The sequence below is a fragment of the Alphaproteobacteria bacterium US3C007 genome (assembly GCA_034423775.1).
Lineage (GTDB): Bacteria > Pseudomonadota > Alphaproteobacteria > Rhodobacterales > Rhodobacteraceae > Thalassovivens > Thalassovivens spotae.
The window spans coordinates 2,734,731-2,758,217 of sequence record CP139918.1 but is presented as its reverse complement, the minus strand read 5'-3'; the positions used below and the strand labels follow the sequence as shown (position 1 = coordinate 2,758,217).

20 protein-coding genes are annotated in these 23,487 nt (G+C 49.9%); 6 read left to right on the top strand and 14 right to left on the bottom strand.

Features of this window, described 5'->3' with window-relative positions; genetic code table 11:
• Window positions 1–22 precede the first annotated feature (22 nt).
• From hflX to dusB, 9 genes are all read right to left on the bottom strand, one after another.
• A complete protein-coding gene (gene hflX, locus UM181_13170) occupies window positions 23–1,294 on the bottom strand; it encodes a GTPase HflX (GenBank protein WQC64761.1) in 1,272 nt (423 codons plus the stop codon).
• Window positions 1,294–1,533, bottom strand: coding sequence for an RNA chaperone Hfq (gene hfq / locus UM181_13165; protein WQC62261.1), 240 nt, complete (start codon window positions 1,531–1,533; stop codon window positions 1,294–1,296). Before hfq ends, hflX begins: the two co-directional genes overlap by 1 nt.
• A 110-nt stretch (window positions 1,534–1,643) precedes the next feature.
• The gene (locus UM181_13160; protein WQC62260.1) at window positions 1,644–3,155 is read right to left on the bottom strand and encodes a potassium transporter TrkG; all 1,512 of its coding nucleotides are present in this window, start codon (window positions 3,153–3,155) and stop codon (window positions 1,644–1,646) included.
• Window positions 3,156–3,158: 3 nt separating this feature from the next.
• Complete coding sequence (gene trkA / locus UM181_13155; protein ID WQC62259.1) at window positions 3,159–4,535, bottom strand: Trk system potassium transporter TrkA; 1,377 nt, start codon at window positions 4,533–4,535, stop codon at window positions 3,159–3,161.
• A gap of 93 nt (window positions 4,536–4,628) precedes the next feature.
• Window positions 4,629–6,002: a sigma-54 dependent transcriptional regulator gene (locus UM181_13150; protein WQC62258.1), complete on the bottom strand. Its 1,374-nt coding sequence runs from the start codon at window positions 6,000–6,002 to the stop codon at window positions 4,629–4,631.
• Between the two features lies 1 nt (window position 6,003).
• Window positions 6,004–8,256, bottom strand: coding sequence for a PAS domain-containing sensor histidine kinase (locus UM181_13145; GenBank protein ID WQC62257.1), 2,253 nt, complete (start codon window positions 8,254–8,256; stop codon window positions 6,004–6,006).
• Window positions 8,257–8,322: 66 nt separating this feature from the next.
• On the bottom strand, window positions 8,323–9,696 hold the full coding sequence (locus UM181_13140) for a response regulator (GenBank protein ID WQC62256.1): 1,374 nt from the start codon (window positions 9,694–9,696) through the stop codon (window positions 8,323–8,325).
• Between the two features lie 3 nt (window positions 9,697–9,699).
• Window positions 9,700–10,773 carry an ATP-binding protein gene (locus tag UM181_13135; GenBank protein ID WQC64760.1) on the bottom strand — a complete coding sequence of 358 codons (1,074 nt, stop codon included), beginning with the start codon at window positions 10,771–10,773 and terminating at the stop codon, window positions 9,700–9,702.
• Window positions 10,774–10,778: 5 nt separating this feature from the next.
• Window positions 10,779–11,759, bottom strand: a complete 981-nt coding sequence (gene dusB / locus UM181_13130; GenBank protein ID WQC64759.1) for a tRNA dihydrouridine synthase DusB — start codon at window positions 11,757–11,759, stop codon at window positions 10,779–10,781.
• A 165-nt stretch (window positions 11,760–11,924) separates the two neighbouring features.
• On the opposite strand from dusB, the gene ispD reads away from it, so the two are divergent.
• From ispD to UM181_13105, 5 genes are all read left to right on the top strand, one after another.
• The gene (gene ispD / locus UM181_13125; GenBank protein ID WQC62255.1) at window positions 11,925–12,578 is read left to right on the top strand and encodes a 2-C-methyl-D-erythritol 4-phosphate cytidylyltransferase; all 654 of its coding nucleotides are present in this window, start codon (window positions 11,925–11,927) and stop codon (window positions 12,576–12,578) included.
• The gene (gene ispF, locus UM181_13120; protein WQC62254.1) at window positions 12,575–13,057 is read left to right on the top strand and encodes a 2-C-methyl-D-erythritol 2,4-cyclodiphosphate synthase; all 483 of its coding nucleotides are present in this window, start codon (window positions 12,575–12,577) and stop codon (window positions 13,055–13,057) included. The genes ispD and ispF overlap by 4 nt, the downstream gene beginning before the upstream one ends.
• Complete coding sequence (locus UM181_13115) at window positions 13,045–13,542, top strand: phosphatidylglycerophosphatase A (GenBank protein WQC62253.1); 498 nt, start codon at window positions 13,045–13,047, stop codon at window positions 13,540–13,542. Before ispF ends, UM181_13115 begins: the two co-directional genes overlap by 13 nt.
• Complete coding sequence (locus UM181_13110; protein WQC62252.1) at window positions 13,539–14,030, top strand: CinA family protein; 492 nt, start codon at window positions 13,539–13,541, stop codon at window positions 14,028–14,030. The genes UM181_13115 and UM181_13110 overlap by 4 nt, the downstream gene beginning before the upstream one ends.
• 138 nt (window positions 14,031–14,168) lie before the next feature.
• Window positions 14,169–15,350: an ammonium transporter gene (locus UM181_13105; GenBank protein WQC62251.1), complete on the top strand. Its 1,182-nt coding sequence runs from the start codon at window positions 14,169–14,171 to the stop codon at window positions 15,348–15,350.
• Window positions 15,351–15,431: 81 nt separating this feature from the next.
• Here the strand turns inward: UM181_13105 and UM181_13100 are convergent, their stop codons facing one another.
• A complete protein-coding gene (locus tag UM181_13100) occupies window positions 15,432–15,878 on the bottom strand; it encodes a type II toxin-antitoxin system RatA family toxin (GenBank protein WQC62250.1) in 447 nt (148 codons plus the stop codon).
• Window positions 15,879–15,977: 99 nt separating this feature from the next.
• Between UM181_13100 and hpt the strand changes: the two genes are divergently transcribed.
• Window positions 15,978–16,493: a hypoxanthine phosphoribosyltransferase gene (gene hpt, locus UM181_13095; protein WQC64758.1), complete on the top strand. Its 516-nt coding sequence runs from the start codon at window positions 15,978–15,980 to the stop codon at window positions 16,491–16,493.
• A gap of 242 nt (window positions 16,494–16,735) precedes the next feature.
• Here hpt and UM181_13090 read toward each other — a convergent pair whose 3' ends face one another.
• From UM181_13090 to UM181_13075, 4 genes are all read right to left on the bottom strand, one after another.
• Window positions 16,736–19,120 (bottom strand): DUF1989 domain-containing protein, encoded by a 2,385-nt coding sequence (locus UM181_13090; GenBank protein ID WQC62249.1) that lies wholly within the window; start codon window positions 19,118–19,120, stop codon window positions 16,736–16,738.
• Between the two features lie 9 nt (window positions 19,121–19,129).
• On the bottom strand, window positions 19,130–21,190 hold the full coding sequence (locus tag UM181_13085) for an ABC transporter permease subunit (protein ID WQC62248.1): 2,061 nt from the start codon (window positions 21,188–21,190) through the stop codon (window positions 19,130–19,132).
• Window positions 21,191–21,199: 9 nt separating this feature from the next.
• Window positions 21,200–22,270, bottom strand: coding sequence for a betaine/proline/choline family ABC transporter ATP-binding protein (locus UM181_13080; GenBank protein ID WQC62247.1), 1,071 nt, complete (start codon window positions 22,268–22,270; stop codon window positions 21,200–21,202).
• Window positions 22,271–22,465: 195 nt separating this feature from the next.
• Entirely contained in the window at window positions 22,466–23,410 is a 945-nt protein-coding gene (locus UM181_13075) for an ABC transporter substrate-binding protein (protein WQC62246.1), read from the bottom strand.
• Window positions 23,411–23,487: the final 77 nt, after the last annotated feature.

The following is a 23,487-nucleotide window of genomic DNA, read 5'->3' as shown; positions in this document are numbered from 1 at the left end:
CACGCCTAAAATGATATCAGGCTTACAGAGCGTCGAATTGCTGGCGCTGCGCGTCATCCCATTCCACTTCAAATATCGAACCGGTCTCGGTGGTTTCTTCTTTTAAGATTACGCCTTCTTGATACAGCCATGCCCTGCGCCGCCCCTCGGCATGCGATAACTTCACATCCATCACATAGCGAGACACGTTAAGCTGGGTTGAAATACGCGTTTGCAACCCCCCTAATCCTGCACCAGTCAGCGCCGAAATCGCAATCACATTTTCCTGCCGCTCAGCCCTTAGCAACACCGACGCGCGGGCCTCTTCCTCTAACTCGTCAATTTTATTCCAAACTTCTAGAAGCGGAACCTGTGAAGACACACCCAGCTTTTCAAGCGTACGCTCTACATCTGTCGCTTGCTCCTCGCTTGAGGCATGCGCAATGTCACGAACGTGGATAATGATATCAGCGCTTAATACCTCTTCCAATGTTGCGCGAAACGCCGCCACCAATTCCGTGGGCAAGTCTGAGATAAACCCAACCGTATCGGATAGAATGACGCGATGCCCAGTTGCCAGCGTTAAATTACGCATCGTGGGGTCAAGCGTTGCAAACAACATATCTTTCGCCATCACCTGCGCGCCCGTCAGGCGGTTGAATAGAGTTGATTTACCCGCATTTGTATATCCGATCAAAGCCACAATCGGAAACGGCACCTTGGCCCGCGCGGCCCGATGTAGCGCACGGGTCTTTACAACCTTATCCAATTGCCGGCGCAGTCGCAGCAATTGATCATCAATCGCGCGCCTATCCGCCTCAATCTGCGTCTCACCTGGGCCACCCACGAAACCCAGACCACCGCGCTGCCGCTCCAAATGCGTCCAGGCGCGCACCAAACGGGTGCGTTGATACCCTAATGCTGCCATTTCCACTTGCAACACGCCTTCGCGCGTTGAAGCCCGGTCTGAAAAGATTTCCAGAATAAGCGCCGTGCGATCCAGAAGCTTTACGCCCCATTTTTTTTCCAAATTGCGCTGTTGAACGGGGGTGACATGGCCGTCCAGTAGCACCAGTTCGACATTGTGCTCTTCAAAAATCTCTTTTAATTCTGTCAATTTTCCAGAACCAAAAAGCGTGCCCGGAAGCAGCTTTTTCAAGCCAATAACTGTTGCTCCAACAACATCCAGCTCGGGCAAAGCCCGCGCCAAGGACGTGGCCTCAGCCAAGGCAGCCACGGGATCGCGGCGGCCGGACACGGTTTTAAGTTCAGGATGCAGCACCCAGGCGCGCGTAACCCTGCCCTCATGCTCTATCAATTTTGATCTTCACCTTCATAAAGCGAAATCGATTGAGACGGCATGATCGTGGAAATTGCGTGCTTATACACAAGCTGTGACTGCCCGTCTCGGCGAAGCAAGATACAAAAATTATCGAACCAAGTGATCACACCTTGAAGCTTCACCCCATTGATTAAAAACACGGTCACCGGAATTTTCGTTTTGCGAACGTGATTTAAGAATGCATCTTGAAGATTTTGACGGTCAGAGGCCATTGTATTACCTTTTTATTTTTGCAGCGCCTTGAATATGCAGGGTGTAAAAGCCGCGCCGACAGCTTTTTCTTTACACTCGACTCATAATTCAAAGAGCTAGGCGATGCAACTTATTGGCGCAACCAAATTTCAGGGCGCAAAAGCGCCAAAATGACCAGTATTTCAAGCCGCCCCAAAACCATCGCAAGGCATAATATCGCCTTCGCCAGACCGGGTAATGCAATCATATCAAAAGGGCCTTCTATGACCATCATCAAAGCGGGCCCAGTGGTGCTGATGGCGCTGACGCATAAAGCCAGAGCCGTCTCAAAACTAAGCCCAGAAGCCGCAAGAGACAGCGTGATCCCAGCCAAACTAAGACCGAATAGCATAAAGAAAATCCAGGCTGCAAAAGCCCCCTGCCCGAGATCATACTGATTTTGGCTTTTTGTTTTTCCGACCGAGGAAGGATGCACCAAACGACCGACCTCGCGTAAAGCGTTTAAATACAGAATATAAAACCGAAGCAGCTTTACGCCGCCGGCAGTGGTTGCGATACCGCCACCAATTAGGCCTAAGCCCAAAAATAAAAACCCTGGGATTCCCGCGTTGCTCAAAGGCGCAATGGGTTCCCAATATTGGCTCGACCAGCCCGTCGTGCTTAAAAAAGATAAAATAGTGAATAGATTGCCCCATATCAAAGCCAGCAAACCCTCTGGCCCATATTCTGCCAAAGGCGCGGCCGATGAAGAAACTTGCTTAATGAAGAGAACGCAGCTGAGCAAAATGGTGATCCAAATGGCCAGGCGCAATTCGACATCTCTCAAGAGCCCCTTGGCAAAGCCCGTTGTTTTTTCGGGGGCCCAAAGAACCCTGCTCAGCGCCAGCGTAAAGAACAAAACGATCAAAACCTCTGCCCAAATCCCCGAAGACAGGCCTGCAACCCCCTGATAGGCCGTTATTCCGCTTGTCGACAGAACGGATAGCGCAAAGATAAAGCCGTTATATCCAGATGCACCAGACAGAATGAAGCCCAGCCATAATACCGCAGTCAGGCCAATATAAAGTGGCATCAAAGTTTGCACGCTGCGCATTAAAAATAATTTTCTTTCAGAAGTAGATATAAAATTCGCTTGACGCCGTGCGTTCGCGTGTTGCCCGGTAAGCTCAAACCCACCCAGGTTCAGCGGTGCTAAAATTGCCACCGCAGCCACCCAAATTAAAGCCCCCCCCATCCAGCCCACGAGCGCACGCCATAAATGTAAAGCATCGGACAAGCGCCCTGCAGGAAACACCTCAAACCCAGTTGTGGTTAAGGCGCTTACCATATCGAGATAGGCATTTAAAAACGACGTTGTTCGAATAACTGAATACTCTGGAATGGCTAAAAACACGGGCAAAAAAACGAAGATCAACGCCAATGATAACATTTGATCAAGCGCCGTTTCACGCGAAGTTTGATTTGAACGCGCAAGCCCGATAAGCGCTAGAAACGTAACGCCCAAAAGCCCCGTGTAGAAAAACATGCGGGCCTCGAAAAACTGCTCTGTTACCAAAGCATATAGGCTTGGCACAATCATCGAAATCGCCATCACGCCAAATATTTGCAGCGCGAAGGGCAAATATAAAAGGTGACGCTGCATAGGTTAGAAAAAATCTATGGAAACTTGCAACAGACGCTCCACTTCGGTGATATCCTTAGCCAAAGAAAACAAAGCGATGACATCACCCTCTTCAATACGGGTTGTCCCTACGGGCTTCATCATTATGCCCGATTTTAGCACCCCTCCAACCAAAACACCTTCGGGAAAGTCGATATCGGAAATCTTCTGCCCCGCAATCGGCGATGTTGACAACACCTTGGCTTCAATAATTTCAGCTTCTGCATCACCAATTGAATAAACACCACGCACCCGCCCATGACGGATATGTCGCAAAATCGAACTTACGGTGGTTGCGCGCGGATTGATAAACGCATCAATCCCCAAAGGCGCCATAAGCGGTACCAAGGACGGGTCATTGATTAAAACAATCGATCGGGGGCACCCCGACATTTTTGCCCGAACTGCCGCCAACATATTGGTTTTATCATCATCTGTCACCGCCAAGATGACATCGCTTTTGCCAATATTGGCCTCTGCAAGCAACGCGGAATTGAGCCCATCACCATTCAAGACAATGGTTTTTTCAAGCTCATTGGCGGCATGTTCAGCGATATTTCTATCTTTTTCAATGATCTTGCTGCGCACGCGTTGGGTCCGAGATTCTAAGGATTTGGCAATTGACAGCCCGACATTGCCGCCCCCTACAAGTACAACCCGATCTTGCTTGCCTTGCGATTTTCCAAACACTTCCATCGTGCGCACCGTATCTTCAGCGTGGCACATCACGTAAATTTCATCACCAGCGAATAATTGATCCCCCGCCTCGGGGGCGAATAAAGCGGTTTGGCGGCGAACCCCGATTACGATCACCCTGAGCGTTGAAAAAAGATCATTAAGCTGCCGCAAGGGCGTGTTCAGCACCGGACAATTTTCGTCAAGCCGCAGGCCCAGCAATTGAGCCTGCTCATCCAGAAACAATTCGGTATCAAACGCAGCAAGGGCCGAAAGCCGTTTCAGCGCCGCATCCGCAACTTCGCGTTCCGGGCTGATCACCACATCAATCGGCATATGATCACGGCGATAAAGATCCGAATAAATGGCATCTAAATAAGATTTGCTGCGCAACCGGGCTATTTTTCGGGGAATATCAAACACCGAATGCGCCACTTGACAGGTGACCATGTTCACCTCATCCGAATGGGTCGCCGCAATGATCATTTCAGCATCTTTGGCACCGGCTTTTTCCAAAACATCGGGATAAGAGGCAAAGCCTGATACGCCCTGCACGTCAAGCGTATCCATAGCGCGCCTGACCAAATCAGGATTGCTGTCAACGACCGTTACATCATTGCGCTCGCCCGATAAGTGTCGCGCGATTTGCCAGCCAACTTGGCCAGCACCACAAATAATAATCTTCATTTCTTTTCCCTTCTATTGGGAACAGTATTTGAGTGCGCAAACCCGCCACCGAAACGGTTTCGATCTACACCATATCTCGAACCCCTAACCGGTTCAATCCAGCTGTTTTACGCCAGAGACGATCGAGAGCGACTTTAATTTGCGATGCAACGCGCTTCGCTCCATCCCAACAAACTGGGCTGTCTTGCTGATATTGCCTCCAAAACGTTCGATTTGAACCATCAAATATTCGCGTTCAAAAGCCTCGCGCGCGTCGCGCAAAGGCAAAGATGCCAAACCCTGCAAGACCGGCCCATTGGCCCCAGCCGCCTGTGACGCCGTGTCGGTTGGCAAATCATCAGAAGTGATTTCACCTTGGCCCTCGCTTAAAATCAAAATGCGTTCGAGCAAGTTTTTCAATTCACGAATATTACCAGGCCACTCCATCGCTTGTAACATCGCGGCTGCCTGATCGCTTAATGTTCTTTGCGGATAAGCTTGAATTTGATGAAATTGCTCAAGAAAAAATTTTGCCAAAAGCGGAATGTCTTCGCGCCTTTCGCTAAGCGCGGGCACAGAGATAGGTACCACATTCAACCGATGATACAGCTCTTCGCGAAACCTTTTTTGTTCAATTGCAGCAGGCAAATCCCGGCTGGTTGAAGAAATCACGCGCATTTCTAGCTTAACCAGATCATGCGAGCCTGGCCGTTGAAATTGTTGGTCCACCAAGACCCTTAAAATTTTGGATTGCGTCTCTAGATGCATGTCTGCGATTTCATCAAAATAAATCGATCCGCCATTTGCTTGAGCAAATAAACCCTCGCCTTCTTGAGGTTTCGTGGATTCGCTTCCAAACAGTAGATTTTCCATCTGGTCGGGCGCAATGGACGCAGAATTCACAATAATGAAGGGGCCATGCGCGCGATCAGAATGGGCATGGATATAGCGCGCCGCAACCTCTTTGCCTGAGCCAGAAGCCCCCGTTAACAGCACCCGCGCATTTGATTTGGTGACCTTATCCAAGTTTGACAAAAGCGTCTTGAACCCTGAGCTTTGTCCAATCATATCGCTGGCTGGTTCCTCTTTAGAGCGCAATTCCAAATTTTCACGCCGCAGTTGGGATGCTTCCATCGCGCGCCGAATAACAACCAAAAGCTGGTTAATATTGAAGGGTTTCTCGATAAAATCATACGCGCCCTGTTTGATCGCGGCGACTGCGATTTCGATATTGCCATGCCCAGATATAATCACAACGGGCACATGGGGATAATTCTTCTTCACCTTTTTTAAGATATCAATCCCGTCAAGATCACGGTCTTTCAACCAGAGATCTAAGATCAACAAGCCGGGCGGCGCGGCGTCTACTTCTTTCATACACTCTTCAGCTGTTCCTGCGATGCGGGTTTCAAATCCTTCATCTTGTAAAATATCTGAAATCAGCTCGCGAATATCGCGCTCATCATCAACGATTAAAATATCGCCCATGCTAATTTGGTTCCTTTTGCTTTGAATCCATTAACGTTTGATCACTATGGGTTAAGTCGATCAAAACCTTTGCCCCTGGATGACTGCCGTTTGAAAAGGGCGCGGCATCCAACAAACTTAAAGTTCCACCATGTTCTTGAATGATTTTCTTTACGATTGCCAACCCCAAACCTGTTCCGTTTTCACGCGTTGTCACATAGGGCTCGAACAGTTTACTCCGATCTTGAGGCAATCCGATCCCATTATCAGAGATTGCGATGGTAAAGCCCGATTGCGCGGCTTGCATTTCAACCCGTATCTCACCCTGCCTGTCAGTGCCTAGGCCCGACCGCCAGCCAGCCTCAATTGCTTCTCCAGCATTTTTGAGTACATTGGTGAGCGCTTGCGACAACATCGTTGCATCAATTTCTGCCCAAATTTCTTCATCGGGCATCTTTAATTCAAACGTTACACCCGGCTGTCCAGATTCCTGCAACGTGACGGCGGCAGCCAAAACTTCATTTAAATTTTCAGATTTCTTGACCAATTCCGGCATTCTGGCAAATTTAGAAAACTCATCCACAATACGCCGTAAATCATTGGTTTGTCGGATAATCACATCCGTCATTTGCTCCAGTTGGCCACTCTCAGCGCCGAGTTGTGGCGCAAATTTTCGTTGAATGCGCTCTGCAGAGAGCTGAATGGGCGTCAAAGGGTTTTTGATTTCATGGGCAATGCGCCGCGCCACATCCCCCCATGCCGCAGATCTTTGGGCCGACACCAGATCTGTTACATCATCAAAGGCCACCACATAGCCTTCAAGCCGTCCATCTTCGCGCCGGCGCGGTGCAAGGCGTACCAAAAAGCTTTCCAAACGCCCAAGTCGAAGAATTTTAACCTCTTCTTGTAAATTATCTGACCGGCTGTTTTGCAGACGCTCAAGCAAAGGCGCGAATTCTGGCACTGCTAGGCTCAACTGAGATGCGTTATCGGTTTTATTTTTCCCCAAAAGCCTTTCGGCAGAAGGGTTTGCAAATGTGATCATTCCTTTGGGATCAAGCCCAAACACACCCGATGTAACCGAAGATAAAACGCTGTCAAACACGCGTCCGCGTCGTTCTATTTGTTGCGTATTCTCAAGCAAACGGTCGCGTTGCTGTTTCAACTGCCGCGTCATCTGGTTGAAATAACGCGACAGCGATGACAGCTCATCATCGCCCTCTTCCTCGATGACTTGGGTGTCAAGATTACCCTCACCAACCGCCTGAGCGGCCCCGGCAAGACGGCCGATCGGCCTTGACAGCCGCTCGGCAAAGAGCAGGGCCAATAGAATTGATGAAACGATTAACAGCACTGCAAACGCCAAATAAATCAAACCGAATTGAAACAATTCGTAGCCACGTTCGCTTTCCAACTGCTGATACAGCTTGGCGGTTTCGCGGGTTTCGTCAAGCAAACCGTATAAATTTCCGTCAATATCGCGCGATACCAACAGGTAATAATCCGCAAAACCTGACAGGTATATCAAAGCCCGTAATTCGTTATTTGGAAGATCTTCAATCAGCAAAATCTCGGTTAAGGCAGCTGTAAAATCTTGGGCAGACGGGGGTTCATAATCAAACAAATAAGACCGGTTTCCGCGCAGAATCAAATCACCCATTCCATTGATCACAAAGGCTTCTCGCAAACCCCGTTGTATTTTAACTTGTTCATCGCTCAAAAAGACTCGAAAGTTTTGCAAGTCAACCACACCGCGGGCGCGTCGGTAACTTTCCAAAGCTTCGGCAAGCGCGTCTGCATCTTCTGCAAGCGCACGTCTTTGGTCTTGCTGATAGGAATCTGCAGCCGATAATGATGCGCCGATGACGCGCTGAACACGGTCTGAAAACCACGCCTCGAATCCCATGTTAATTGATAAAAGCGCGAAGGCTGCAACCGTAATCGTCGGCAAAAGCGCCATAATGCTGAACACCCCTGTCAGCCTCAAATGCAAGCGCGAGCCCGAGGATTTTTGCCGCCTTTGCGCAATGATGCGCAAAACGCGCTGCAACACCAGTGCAACGATCAACATCACATATATAAAATCGGAAAATAAAACCAAACGCAAAAGCGTTGAGCCCGAGCCAGCATCCAAAGGGCCTAAGGTGACATAGGTTAACGCGGCAAGCGCTGGCCCCAAACAGACAAGAGCCAGATTTATAAAACTTACCAGCCGACGCCAACGCCTAAGACTGACAAGATCAACCCATCGAAGCCGCATCGCGCGCACGCTCATGCTAGTCTCGATTCCGATGTTTAAACATTTTGCGCTGCCGCATATCAGCCGATCACTGTGACTTCTTTACATCAGTTTTCGTCGACGTGTGACCTTAATGTCAAGCTCATTGATCTTCTTGCGCAAAGTGTTGCGGTTTATCCCCAAAAGATCAGCGCATTTGGCTTGGTTGCCCCCTGTCGCCTCTAAGGCAATGGAAATCAATGGATGTTCAAGCTCTTTCAAAATGCGCGCATGCAGGCCCGGCGGCGGTAAAACGCTGCCATGCAAATCAAAATACCGCCTGAGATGGCGCTCAACATCCGCAGATAACCGATCTGATGAGCCTTTTTGCAGCGCCGAGTTCATGGCCGGTTGGCTTCCCAAAACTTGTTCCACCTCGGTCAGCGTGATTTCCGAAGCGCGCGCGGTTAGCGAAAGCCGCTTTACAACATTCTCAAGCTGTCGAACATTTCCCGGCCAGCTATAATTTCGAAACAATTGTTCTGCTTCTTTGGTAACAACGCGTTGAAGGCCACCATCGCGTTCTGCGCGGGCCAGAAAAAAGGCGCTTAGAAGCTGGATGTCATCCACGCGCTCACGCAAGGCAGGCGCATGGATCGTGGCGCCCCCCAAGCGATAATAAAGATCGCTGCGCACCATTTTTGGACCAACCTCACCGCTCACCTCCCCTTGCATGGTGGCGATAAACCGCGGTGAAAACTCGCCCGGATTGTCAATCATTCTCACAATCCGGCCCTGACCTTCTTCATTTATATCGGTGATTTCCTCAAATAAAATTGTGCCGCCCTTGGCCCGGGCAAGGATTTTCGCTGGCCCGTCTAAAGCAACCAAATCTGTTTCATTCACCACCACGAAAGGCAGATTTCTCCGATCTGAATAATCGTGCAGAACTTTTGCGATAAGCGTTTTTCCGGTTCCAGATTCACCGGAGATAAGCACCGGCAGATCAGAATTCATTACCCGTGCAACTAAGCGGTAAAGGCCTTGCATCGCCGGCGTTTTGCCCACGAGGGGCAACCCATCCTCTTCCACATCCGGCGTGACCTCGAGCTGCGGCTTGGAGGCCACGGGCTGTTTCTGTTCAAGCGCGCGGGCACAACGTTTCATCAAGTCGGGCAGGTCAAACGGTTTTGGAAGATAATCAAAAGCTTCTGCTTCTGCGGCTTGGATCGCCGTCATAATGGTGTTTTGCGCTGAGATTACGATCACCGGCAGCTCGGGGCGATCTAAAGAAATCTTTGGCAGCATCTCAAGACCATTGCCATCGGGCATCATAACATCGGTTATCACCGCATCCCCTTTGCCCTCACCAACCCAGCGCATCAGCGTGGTTAGGCTGGACGTCGCATGGACACGGCAGCCTGCCCGCGTCAGCGCTTGGGTGAGAACGGTGCGAATGGTTCTGTCATCATCTGCGACCAGTACTGTTCCGTCCATAATTTATCCTTTCACTTTCTCTTCGCGTGGCACCAAGGGCAAAGAGATGCGAAACACCGTTTTGCCCGGCACAGAATCCACCGATAACCATCCATCATGATCTGAAATTATTTTGCTGGCCAAGGCCAAGCCAAGCCCTGTGCCATTCTCGCGCCCCGACACAAAAGGATCAAAAACATCCGACCTGATATCGTTGGGCAAGCCTGGCCCATCGTCACAGATTTCAATTTGCAGCGGTAGATTTTGCCCTGAGCCATCCGAACGGCGCATCCGAAAAGAATGCTCGTAATAGGTTTTGAGGCGAATTTTCCCTCCCGATGGCGAGGCGGCTTCAGAGGCGTTTTTTACCAGATTCAAAACCACTTGCAGCAATTGATCGGCATCCCCATAGGCCGCTGGCAATGACGGGTCATATTCTTCAATATAGGTCATATGCGCGCCAAACCCCAATTGCGAAGATCGGCGCACCCGATCCAATATATCATGGATATTAACTGCAGATTTCTGGACGAGCTTCAGGTTTCCGAATTGTTCAACCTGCTCAAGTAACTTCAAAATACGCCGTGTTTCAGCCACCACTAAATCGGTCAACTCTAAATCTTTCGGCGGCAAGCTCATCGACAGCAATTGGGCCGCGCCCATGATACCAGCCAAAGGGTTTTTAATCTCATGCGCCAGCATTTCAGCCATTCCAATAGCAGATTTTGCCGCCGATTTACCGCTTTGCGTTTGCGTCAACCGGCCGGCCAAATTCCGCGGCTCGATCAGCAACAGCATAAAACCCGCCATGCCCAGCAAAGGCGTGAACTTCAAATTGCACAAAACCGTCGATTTAGGGCCCATCTCAACCGAAACATCATTCACAAATAAAGGCGTTAAATTTTCTCGGGCGCGCTCAAAGCTTTCAGAAACCTGCGTGTTTATCGAAATACAGCGCCACAGCGAGGTCCCCACCAAAGCCCGCTCAGACATATTCAAAAAACCCTCTGCAGCAGGGTTAATCTCGCTTATAATATCCTTTTCACCGATCACCAAAACCGGCACTGGCAAAGAAGACCAGATTGCTCCCATCGACATCTCGCTCATACCCCCTCACGCTGGGCCAGCGCTTCGGGCAAATTGCAAAGCACATGCTTTGGGTTCTGTGATGTTAAAATTTCACGGCGCAGAGCAGCCGGCGCATTGGCCTCGTCCATATACCATCCCAAATGTTTGCGCGCCACGCGGATTCCCAAAGCCTCTCCGTAAAACGAAAGCATATCCTGATAATGTTTCTGAACCAATTCGATCAAATCTTTGGTTTTGAGCGATACGGCATTTTTTTTCCCATAGAGCCCGGCAGCAAGCTGCGATAAAAACCAAGGCCGACCTTGCGCGCCGCGTCCAACCATAACACCATCGGCCCCCGATGCCTTTAAAGCCGCGCGGCCAGCCTCTAAATCTGTGATGTCACCATTGGCGATAACCGGAATTGAAACCGCCTCTTTCACCTTTGCGATCGCCGACCAGTCCGCCGACCCTTTGTAAAACTGACACCGCGTGCGCCCGTGTATCGTGATCATTGAAATCCCCGCAGCTTCGGCGCGACGCGCCAATTCCGGTGCATTCAACAAATTATCGTCCCAACCCAAGCGGGTTTTTAAGCTGACCGGAAGATTCACCGCCTGAACCACCGCCTCGATCAAACGCAAAGCGTGATCTAGATCTTTCAATAAGGCCGAACCAGAATAGCCGGACACCACTTTTTTCGCAGGGCAACCCATATTGATATCGATCATCCGCGCCCCCTGATCTTCAACCATCCGCGCAGCCTCGCGCATCCAAAACGCCTCGCGCCCCGCCAATTGAACCGCTGTTTTTTCGAACCCCAGCCCCAATTCAGCTTTCTCACGAGATCCCGCGCGGGCAATCACCATATCCTGCGAGGCAATCATTTCACTCACAACCAAACCCGCCCCAAACCCTGTGACTAGATTTCGAAAGGGCAGATCTGTGATCCCGGCCAATGGCGCCAGAAAAACAGGTGTCTCTATCTTCATTGCTCCCAGATCGATCATTGCCATTCCAATCATGTTCGAGGCATGGGTAGAGCCTCTCTCAGCGCGAAACAAGCACCACACGCCAAATTTATAACCAATTTTAAAAAAATGCCTAAAATTTAATCAACTATCTCTGATTGCCAGTGAAATCAGAAAACCGTAAACACGATGGTGCAGGATGGAAAAAAAATGTCGATAGCAGCTCTTATCGTGGCCGCAGGGCGTGGCACCCGCGCAGGCGGCAATGACCCAAAGCAATGGCAAATGCTCGCGGGAAAGCGGGTGATCGACCATACACTGAACGCCTTTAAACAGCATCGCAATATCGATACAATCCTCGTGGTGCTGCATCCCGAAGATCAAAATAGGCTCACCGATCCGACGATTAAAACCGCGCTTGGCGGCGCAACCCGCAATCAATCTGTTTACAATGGCTTGCGCGCTTTGCGCGCCGCTGCGCCAAAACAGGTTTTAATCCATGATGTGGCGCGCCCTTTGATCAGCGCAAAATGTATCACTGATGTGATCGAGGCGCTGCAAACACATTCAGGCGCAGCGCCCGCTCTGCCGATCACCGATGCGCTTTGGCGGGGGCAGGATGGCTTGGTGGATGAAACGGTTGCAAGAGAGAATTTATTTCGCGCCCAAACACCCCAAGGGTTTGACTTTGAAAGCATCTTGCAAGCACATGCGCAAGCCTGCGGAGCCGCCGCCGATGATGTAGAAGTCGCCATGCAGGCCGGGTTGAGCGTAAAAATCATTTCCGGGCATGAAGAAAACATAAAGATAACAATCCCCGAAGATTTCGAGCGGGCCAGCAAAATAATGAAGGATCGAAGATGAAAGACATCCGGTTGGGCAACGGCTATGATGTACACGCGTTTGAACCAGGCAATCAGGTCATTCTTTGCGGCATTGCCATTCCCCATAACGCGCAGCTTAAAGGCCATTCAGATGCCGATGTCGCGATGCATGCCATCACCGACGCGCTTTATGGCGCGCTGGCCTTAGGGGATATTGGACGCCACTTTCCACCCTCTGACCCGCAATGGAAAGGCGCAGCCAGCGCAGTTTTTTTGAAGCATGCTGCAGCTCTGGTGGCAAAACATGACTTTTACATCAGCAATATCGACTGCACGATCATTTGCGAAATGCCAAAAATTGGACCGCATGCTGCGCGCATGCAATCTCACCTGGCTGATCTGCTGGGCATAAAGGCTGATCGGATCAGCGTGAAAGCCACAACCAGCGAAAAGCTTGGCTTTACCGGGCGCCAAGAAGGTATCGCCAGTCTTGCCAGCGCCTTATTATGCAAAGCCTAAGCCGCAATATCGCTACGCTGATGGGGCTTGGCTTCATTGGCTTCGCGCCCGGCACCTGGGGCTCACTTGCAACATTGCCGCTTTTCGCCGCGATGTTTCATTCGGCAGGGCTGTTAGGCACGCTGATTGCCCTGCCCCTCATCCTTTCTCTTGGATGGTGGGCCACGCAGAGCTATACGCAATTGCATAAAAACCATGATCCTTCTGAAGTGATCATTGACGAAGTGGCCGGGCAATGGATTGCACTTTTGCCCTTAGCCGTTGGAGCAACCCATGCTGGCGCCTCGCTTTTTGCCTTATGGCCGGGCTGGGTTGCTGCCTTCTTGCTTTTTCGCCTTTTTGACATTTGGAAACCCAGCATTATCGGCTGGGCAGATCGGCGCAGCGATGCAATCGGGGTGATGTTGGATGATTGTTTCGCCGGCCTATTCGCAGCGCTTGGTGTGATTGCCTTGGCGGGGCTGTTCCATGGTCTGCTTTCATGAGTGTAAAAGCGATCATCCGCCTCGCCCGCGACCAACGGATCAAACTTGCCACGGCTGAAAGCTGCACTGGTGGCCTTGTTGCTGCCAAATTGACCGAACAACCAGGTTCCTCCGAAATTTTTGAATGCGGCCTTGTGACCTATTCTAATCTCTCAAAAACTCAGCTTTTGGGCGTTTCAGAGCGCAGCTTAGAACAGCATGGCGCTGTATCCGAACAGGTCGCGGGTGAAATGGCGCTTGGCGCGCTGAACGGGTGCGCAGCGCAGCTAGCCGTCTCGATCACGGGGATCGCGGGGCCCGGCGGGTCTGATTTCAAGCCAGAGGGGCGTGTGTGCTTTGGCGTGGCGCATAAAACGAAACTTCTTAGCGTCGAAACACAAGAGTTTGGTAGTATCGGGCGCGACGCTGTGCGACAGGCAGCGCGCGATCATGCGCTACGCCTCTTTTGCGCGGCGCTTGAAGGCTTTCAGATTTCGCTTAAAAAATAGGCACCCATTAAAATTTACGCCACATATATAGACGCTTAAAAAATATAGCTGTGCATTTTGCATTATTTTTAAGCTTTATATTTCTTTTTGGCTGCTTTTTGCGCCATGCCTCCCGAAACTTCAAAGGGAGAAGATCAAATGAACCCAGCAGATACCGCCTGGATCATCGTCGCCACAGCGTTGGTGCTGTTTATGACGCTACCCGGCCTTGCCTTATTTTACGGCGGGCTCGTGCGCGCGCGCAATGTATTAAGCGTGTTTATGCAATGCTACGCAATCGCGTGCCTGATGAGCTTGCTCTGGCTGGCTGCGGGCTATTCAATCGCCTTCGGGCCTGCAGACAGCGGATTTTGGGGCGGCTTGGACAAAGCCTTTCTAGCTGGTGTCGATGCCGAAAGCCTATCTGGCACGCTGCCCGAAGTGCTGTTCTTCGCCTTTCAAATGACTTTCGCAATCATCACTCCGGCCTTGATCGTTGGGGCCTATGTAGAGCGGATCGGATTTGCCTTTGTTCTTACTTTTTCAGGCCTTTGGATGCTGATTTGTTACGCGCCGGTTGTGCATTGGATTTGGGGCGGTGGTATGATGGCCGATGGCGGCATCTTCGGCGAGACGGGCGTCCGCGATTTTGCAGGCGGTATCGTTGTGCATGAAACCGCCGGCCTTGCTGCCTTATTGATAGCTGCGATGTTGGGTCCGCGGCGCGATAAAAGCAAACCACCCCACAATCCTGGGATGGTGATGATCGGCGCGGCAATGCTGTGGGTTGGCTGGTTTGGCTTTAACGGAGGCTCGCAACTGGCCGCTGATGGCGGCGCCGCAATGGCCTTAACCGTGACCCATATTTCCGCAGCCACCGCCTCTTTAACCTGGGCTCTTTGGGAAAAAATAAAATATGGCCGCGCATCGCTGGTGGGATTGGTCACCGGCACCATTGCCGGGCTTGCCTCGATAACGCCTGCCTCGGGTTTTGTGGGCCCTGTAGAGGCTTTAATCATCGGCGCCGTGGCAGGCATATTATGCCAAGAAGCGGTCAATTTTGTGCGCAATATTTTCAATATCGATGATACGCTGGATGTTTTTGCCGTACACGGCGTCGGAGGAATTTTTGGCACGGTGATGATCGCTCTGTTCGGACAAGGCAGCTGGACCGCGCAGCTGGGCGGGTTGCTCATTGTGGGTGTGTTTACGCTTGTTGTAACGTTTATCCTGATCAAACTGGTTGGCCTGATCTTCCCGCTGCGCGTCGATGCCGAAACCGAAAGCAATGGGCTTGACCTGTCGGTGCACGGCGAACGCGCCTATGAGCTAAACAGCTAAACAGCTAAACAGCTAAACAGCTAAACAGCTTATTATAGCGATACCAAGTTTAAAGGCGCTTTTTAGGAAAAGCGCCTTTTTTCATGCCTTGAACAAATCAGCGGCGCGCCGCTCAAACGCCCGCACAACGCGCTGCATCGCTTCGTTGAACACAACGCCAATAATGCCTTGCAAGATCGCATTTTTGAATTCGAAATCAACAAAGAAAGTCACTTCGCAGCCGCCCTCCACGTTGCGAAATGCCCAATTTGACACCATGTATTTAAAAGGGCCATCAAGATATTCTGTATCTATTTTAAGATCGGCCGGCCATAAAGTGACGCGCGAGCCAAAGCGTTCGCGAAACACTTTAAAACTAATTACCAAATCAGCTTCCAGAATTTCGCTGGAACCTTCGAGCACAGTCGAGCGCAGACGCGCCGCCGAACACCAAGGCAAAAACTCTGGATAAGCAGCAACATCCGCCACCAGTGAATACATCTGCTCGGCGCTATAGGGTAAAATTTTTGTTTCTTGATGAGTTGGCATTTCGCTTCTTTTTGACGTGACAGTCGGCATTCTTTAAGTAATGTAGGACACGAAAATCAAGAGGGTTTTGCCGTGCAGCGTCCATATGTCATCGATGAAATGATCTCGGCAAAGTCAATCGCGGCCCGAATTGAGAGTTTAAGCCGGGAAATCCGAGATGAATTTTCGGGCACCAATAAACTGGTGGTGGTTGGTTTGCTACGCGGTTCTTTCGTGTTTATCGCAGATCTGGTCCGCGAGCTTGATTTGCCCGTGGAGGTGGATTTCTTGGAAGCCTCTTCTTATGGCGACGGAATGGAAAGCTCGCGCGAAGTTCGGATCCTAAAAGATTTACGCGGGGCAATTGAGGATCGAGACGTTTTGGTTGTGGAAGATATCGTGGATACCGGTTTTACGCTGCATCATGTGACCGGCCTGCTGGCTTCGCGAAACCCTGCGCGGATGAAAACCATCGCATTGCTCGACAAACCGTCGCGGCGCGAAGTAGATATTCAAGCCGATTGGATCGGGTTCAGCATTCAGGATGAATTTGTGGTCGGCTACGGCATTGACTATGCTCAGCGGAACCGCAACCTTGCCTATATCGGAAAGGTGCGTTTTACTGGGGAAACCTAAATACAAAGCCGCCAGCGCGCAGCGCCACTATCATAGATTTAAAAAACACAACCAAGCAATGCTGCGCAGGCTTTGGCGGTCTTGCGTGCAACTCATATCGACGGCTCAAATGGCAGATCAGAGCCATTCACCCCTGCGCACGTATGGCCAAAGAACTGTACCAGCCACATACCAGCGGCGCATCTCACAGGCCGCAGCGCGCTTGCGGCAGGATAGGCGGCCCGAAGGCGCTTTGGCGTTGATCACCTGCCTCGCACGCCCTCATAATTGCCCTTCACCCGCTCTTTCTTCGGATCGAAATGCGGGAATGCAACAATTTTAGCTGGTAAGCGCAGTTGGTCCCCATCCAGCCGCCCAACTTCCAACTCAGTGCCAATCTCGGCATGGGCCAAATCTATCCGTGCCAAAGCAATCACTTTGCCCAAAACAGGCGAGCGCATCGCCGAGGTCACAACGCCCACTTGTGGCTTCCCGATATGGATACAATCGCCCGGCGTTGGCACAACACCGCCCTCCAATTCAAGCCCGACAAGTTTCTTTTGCGGATGGGCTTTGCGCCGCTCGAGCGCTGCGCGGCCGATAAATTCATCAGTTTTACTTTTCAAAGGCACCGTAAAACCAATGCCTGCCTCCATTGGATCGGTTTGATCATCAAATTCCGAGCCAGCAAAGATCAACCCAGCCTCAATCCGCACCATATCAAGCGCAGCAAGCCCAAAAGGCGTAAGCCCATGCGGCGCACCTGCGGCCCAAATCGCGTCAAAAACCTGTTCTGCGTCTTTCGGATGGCAAAACACCTCATAGCCCAGCTCTCCAGAATATCCGGTCCGACTGAGCACCACGGAGGGGCCATGAAAGCCGCCAATCCGGCCAATCGAAAAGCGAAACCATTGCAGCTCTTCAACAGTGGGCTGCGCGGGGGGCGTCCAAATCACATCTTTCAGAATTTCGCGCGACAACGGCCCTTGCACCGCCACATTGCAATGATGGTCCGTGGAAGAACGCACCCATGCGTTTAGGCCACGCTCCTCGGCTTGTTTGCGCAGCCAAAGCCCGGATTGGTCATTGCCGCCGATCCACCGAAAATTGGTATCCCCCAAGCGAAACAACGTGCCATCGTCAATCATACCACCATGTTCATAGCACATCGCGGTATAGACGATGCCGCCGACCGGAATTTTTTTCACATCCCGCGTGATAGATAGCTGCATCAGCGCTTCGGCATCAGGGCCCGTCACTTCATATTTTCGAAGCGGCGATAGATCCATAATAACCGCTTTTTCGCGCGCAGCCCAATATTCAGCTATGCTGCCATGATGCATCATGTCCTGCGCCAGCCAATATCCGGCATATTCCACAAAATTGCGCGTATGGCGGGCAAAACAATCGTGAAACCCAGTTTTTTTCGTTTCTTCCACATCAGCCCCCGGAGTTTTGCGCCAGCCAATCGAGCGCTTGAAATCTTCATTTTCGCGATAGGTCCAGACTTGAATATCGCTTGGCTGCCAGCCATTTGCTGGATCAACATCACACGGACAACCCGTTGAAACACAAACTAAATCTGTGAGCGCCCGCATCAAAACATAATCTCCGGGCCGCGAATAAGGCTCATCCATCGAAATCGCATTGGTCTCGTCTAAAATCGTATTGAAAAAGAAGTTTATCGCTGGCCAGCCGCCCCGCGGACGCACATCATAGGCCTGCATTTCAAGGTTGATATTATCCGAACAGTTGACATGGCCCGGATAGCCAAGATCTTCGTAATACCGCGCGGTACAGGCCAATCCAAATGTATCATGGCGGCCCACCGTGTCTTGGATAATCTCGACCAAAGGTTCCTGATCAACGCTAAAGTATTTTGCCAAGAGCCCTGGCTTGGGGTAAAGCGCCCCCATCAAAGACCGCGTCGTTGTGGGATCGATATCGCGCTCCAATCCAGCGTCCAAAGCGCGGCGCGAAAAGGCTTGAAAATCGCTGCATTCTCTGCCCTGCACGTCTAAAACTTGAATATATTCCCCCGCCTTCACCTCATAAGGTTTTGCCTCGCCTGGTTGAATATGCAAACTCACCAAAGGGTCGGCCAGTGGGTCATGCACCAATGACATGTCTTTCAAGGGCCGCTTATTAATCCGCGTGATAAACAACACCACATCGCTTGGGGCCCATTGCTGATGCGCATCCATCGCGCCACCCGCGGCGCATATGATCAATAATCCATCCGATACGGCCTGAAAACTTGCCGTCTCTCCCGCGCGCGAGCCGCCTTCAAACACGAGACTGGCATCGGCATCGGCGATTGAAAACCCTGTTTTCTCAAGCGCAGCGATTACTTTTTTACCAGATGGGTGCCCGGTAAGCGCGGCAATCAACCCCTCTGGGCTGCGCCCGCCTTTGGCCCCCAACATCGCGGCATCTGATCGTTTGTCGGGCCCAAAAAATACCATTTCAATGGGTTGCAAACCTTCCACATCTTGCAGCGTAATCTGATCACCAGCAAAAATTGGTACGGCACGGCTGCCCCCTCCAGGCACAGGATGCCTTTCAACCCCTTGCGGCAAAACCATCATACCGGGCTTGCGAACCCCTGCTTTTGTTTCGGGTGTTGAAAATAAAACGGGTGTATTCATTCCAGCCCCCTATACTAAACCAAGCAACGCTTTGCGCTTGTTTGCCCATGTCAGAATTAAGTGATCAACGGATAAACCGATAAACGCGACGCACAGGCCTAGCATGAGGCCATTTCCGGTTCCATTTTTATCAGAAAGAGCTTTTAGGATGTATTGTCCTAAATCATCCGTTCCAATCATCGCTCCGATAATTATCATAAATAAAGCAAAAATGACAGTCTGGTTGACCCCAAGCATTATATGAGGAAATGCCATTGGCAATTCTATTTTTAACCATCTTTGCATTTTATTCACGCCTGACATTGAGCCTGCATCATGCAACGATTGAGGTACGCTTTTGAGCCCCTCAACCGTATAGCGAGTTGCTGGTATTGTCGCGTAAACGATAACCGCGATTAGAACGGATGTGTCAGTAACACCAAAAAGCATTATTACAGGTATCAGGTAAATAAACGATGGAAATGTTTGAAACGTATCGCAAACCAGTAAGATCATCTTACTCGCTTTTTGATGTTGTGCGGCCAACGTGCCTGCTAACACTCCTAAGCTCACAGATACGATTACCGCAAATGATGCCATATAAGCAGTGATTAAGGCTCGATCCCACCACTCAGTCAGTGCGATAAACATCAAAAACCCACACACCACTAAAGCTGATTTTAGTCCCCCAATAATATATCCCACACCCATTATTAGCACGAAGGTCGCAATCACCGGCATGCCGAGATAAGCCGCCTTCATAGGCATCAAAACGCCTTTTATAAGTGCTGTATTAAATCCCTGAAGACCTTGATACCAATGCTCAACCATCCAATCGACACCGGCTTGCCAGAAATTTTCTGTAGTAATTCCCTGATTATGGGGGATCAGGTAGAGGTAGTTTACCTCTTCACTGAATGCATAACGACCAAAAACACAAAACAGAACGCTGATCAAAAATATTCCGAGCAATGTCAGAATATTTTTATGGCGGATTAAGATCCCTCGATCCGCAAAATAATCCACCGGCTTATTGGCCCATGCCAGCGATAATTTGTCCAAAACCACCGCTATCAATACAATGCAAATCCCAAGCTCTAATGCTTGACCAACACGTAATTGGTTCAGCGCAAGAAGAAGATTGAAACCCAAGCCTTTCGCACCGATAAATGACGCAATAACGGCCATCGCCAGACATTGCATTATAACCTGGTTGATACCGATCAAAATATCTCTTCTCGCAGTGGGAATGAGAACTTGCATCAAGATCTGATAATCATTGCAGCCGCTCATCATACCTGCTTCAAAAACCTCCGGCGGTACGCTTTTAAGCCCCAGCAAGGTGAGACGTATCATAGGAGGCGTGGCAAAGATAATAGTGGCGATGGCCCCAGCATGATCTCCCACGCCAAAAAAGACCATGACGGGCACCAAATAGGAAAAATGAGGCATTGTCTGAGCAATGTTTAATAACGGCATCATGACAATTTCTATTGACCGGCTTTTGAAGCAGAGGACCCCAAATACCAAACCTAAAAAACATGAAACTGGCGCTGCGACTAAGACAAAGGATAAAGTCTCCATCGCGGGCTCCCATTGACCAAAAATAGCTATGTAGGCGGCAGAGCTACCCGCCAAAAAAGCTAAACCTTTGCCTTTCAATGTGTAGCCTAAAAATGCAGCGCCTCCTGCAACGAATGTCCAGGGTAAAGCGGGCCAAACCGCCCAGTCATTCTCTCCCACAAAATCCCAGCTCGTGAACGCTACGATAGTTTTTACACCCCCGAGAAGTAGCTCACGGATTAGTTCTATAAAAAAGAGAACTGCACGAGAAAAGCTTCTTGTGATTTCTTTAATTAAAGCTGAGTCCTCGTAATCGTCGAGTTCAGGATCATAAATTTGTATCGGCATCCAATCATACATCAAATGCTCGACAAACACATTTATTGCACCTGGAAGCCCAGCAATCAGGGCAGGAAAGCGCCACAATATATTGTCATCAGCGGCCTCTATTCCAAAATAAAGACTGAAAAATATTATCAAGAGAATTACAAACTGAACAAGCTTGGAATTGCGGGTTATCATTACCATCTTCTCAGCTTACTCCATAACCCGATTGGTAACAGTTTTGCCGAATAGCACACGGATTACCTTTGATGCTTGTACCGAGCCAACAATGGTTCCCTGCGCATCCACGACATCCACTGGGTTCTTTGCAGAAAGTACGGCTTCAGCCACTGTTTCAATAATCGCGTCTTTTGAGATTTGGAACGTTGCATCAGTGGCATGTTCAGACGGTGGGTCCATTACCGCCTCTATCTTCAGTACTTTTTCTCGCGGTACTTCTTCAGTAAATTTTTGCACGTAGCTGGTGGCTGGGTTCAGAACGATATTAGCAGGGGTATCAAGCTGTTCAATTATCCCATCTTTCATAATTGCGATCCGATCCGCGAGACGTAACGCCTCGTTAAAATCATGCGTAACAAAGAGAATTGTTTTTTTCAGCACGCCCTGCAAACGCATGAACTCATCTTGCATTTCTTTTCTGATAAGGGGGTCAAGCGCTGAAAATGGTTCATCAAGAAACCAAATATCTGGTTCAACCGCGAGCGAGCGAGCGATACCCACCCTTTGTTGTTGACCGCCAGAAAGCTCTCTTGGAAAGTAATTTTCTCGACCTGCCAGGCCAACAAGCTCTACCATTTCCAAAGCACGTTTTATACTATCAGCCGTGGTCTGACCCTTCACTTGCAATGGAAACGCGATATTCTCAAGCACGGTTTTATGTGGCAACAGAGCAAAGTTTTGAAAAACCATCCCCATTTTATTTCGGCGTAATTCGATCAGCTTTCGCGGGCTCATTCCCACTAGGTCTTCGCCATCTATAAATATTTGGCCCGAAGTTGGCTCTGAAAGTCGTGAAATACAGCGCAATAACGTTGATTTTCCAGAGCCCGATAGACCCATTATTACAAGCATTTCTCCTTTTGAAACTTCGAAGCTGGCATTGTTAACCCCTACAACTAAGCCGGCAGCTTGAAACTGCTTTGTATCGACCTGTCCATTTACTTGTTGAAGCATCCTCTTAGAATTTTCACCGAATATTTTATAAACTGACTCACATTTAATTATTGGACGGTTGTCAGTAGCCTGGACGTTGGGATGATTCATTTTTATTTCCTGTTAGGTCGCCGGCAGAGGATCCAATTTCCGCATTCAACCACATAAATTCAAGATATACTGTGCGACAGCACTGACCCACACTTGCTCTTTTCAACTCGAAAATTGTGCGCTTGCAGACAAATCCGCTGAAAGCGCACAACCTTCTTTGTTTTAAAGCTAGTTGAAACGCGAAGCCAAACTAAACTATTGCGTAAATGGCTTCCAAACTTCTTCATTAGCGGCAAGCCATGCTTTAGCCGCATCTTGGTGGCTCATCTTATCAATATCAACTAAAGCGGCCATTTGACCAATTTGGTTTGATGTGAAGGAGATTTTTGTAAATGCCGTATATGCAGCCGGATGTGTCTTAGGAAACTTATAATTCGCCGCTTTCTTCAGCCAACCTTTTGGAGAACCACAAGCACCGTCACCTCCATCCCCTACGCGACATCCATCAAAATATGGCGGGAATTCAATAAAAACAAAACCATCAGCATCGGTGAAATTAGGCGTCCAATTAAAAGTAATTACGCCTCTTCCCTCTTTTTTTGCTGATGATAGCTCTGCCCAGATTGCGTCAGCAGATCCGGCGAATTTGACCATATATTTGTCGTCCAAACCAAGCCCTGCAAGACGTTCTGGCATTTGGTTACCATGCCAACTCTGCGGACCCTCAAGCCAGCGGCCTTTTCCGCCAGAGTCCGGAGTTGCAAAAACCTCATGACAATCTTTCAAAGCCTCCCAATTTGGAAGACCTGGGCAAAGATTATCATCGATTACATATTGTGGAACTCCCATTTCCTCTAACGTCATGGCCGCGTGAGTCCCGGCGTCGATTATACCTCCTTTTGCCATTGCATTGTAAAAAGAAGCTCCAAATGTGGATTGCCAGACCTCGTGCGAAATCGTCACATCACCATTACGAATGGCTTCATAAACAGCTTGCGTATCGGCGGGAACATAATCGACGTTATTCCCCATACTTTCAAAAATACCGCCGATTACATAGGCCATCACAACCTGACTAGACCAATTGTGAGTGGGTATAACGATGGGCTTACTTGAATCCGCCGCATATACTTGGCCAGCTGAAAAACCGACCGCTAACGACATGGCTCCAGCTGCAACCTTCCGAGTAAATTTATTCATTTTTTCCCCCTAATATATTTTTTTGGTTGGCTCTACCCGAATTCGGGCATGCCCATAGCTTCGCAAATTTGGTCACG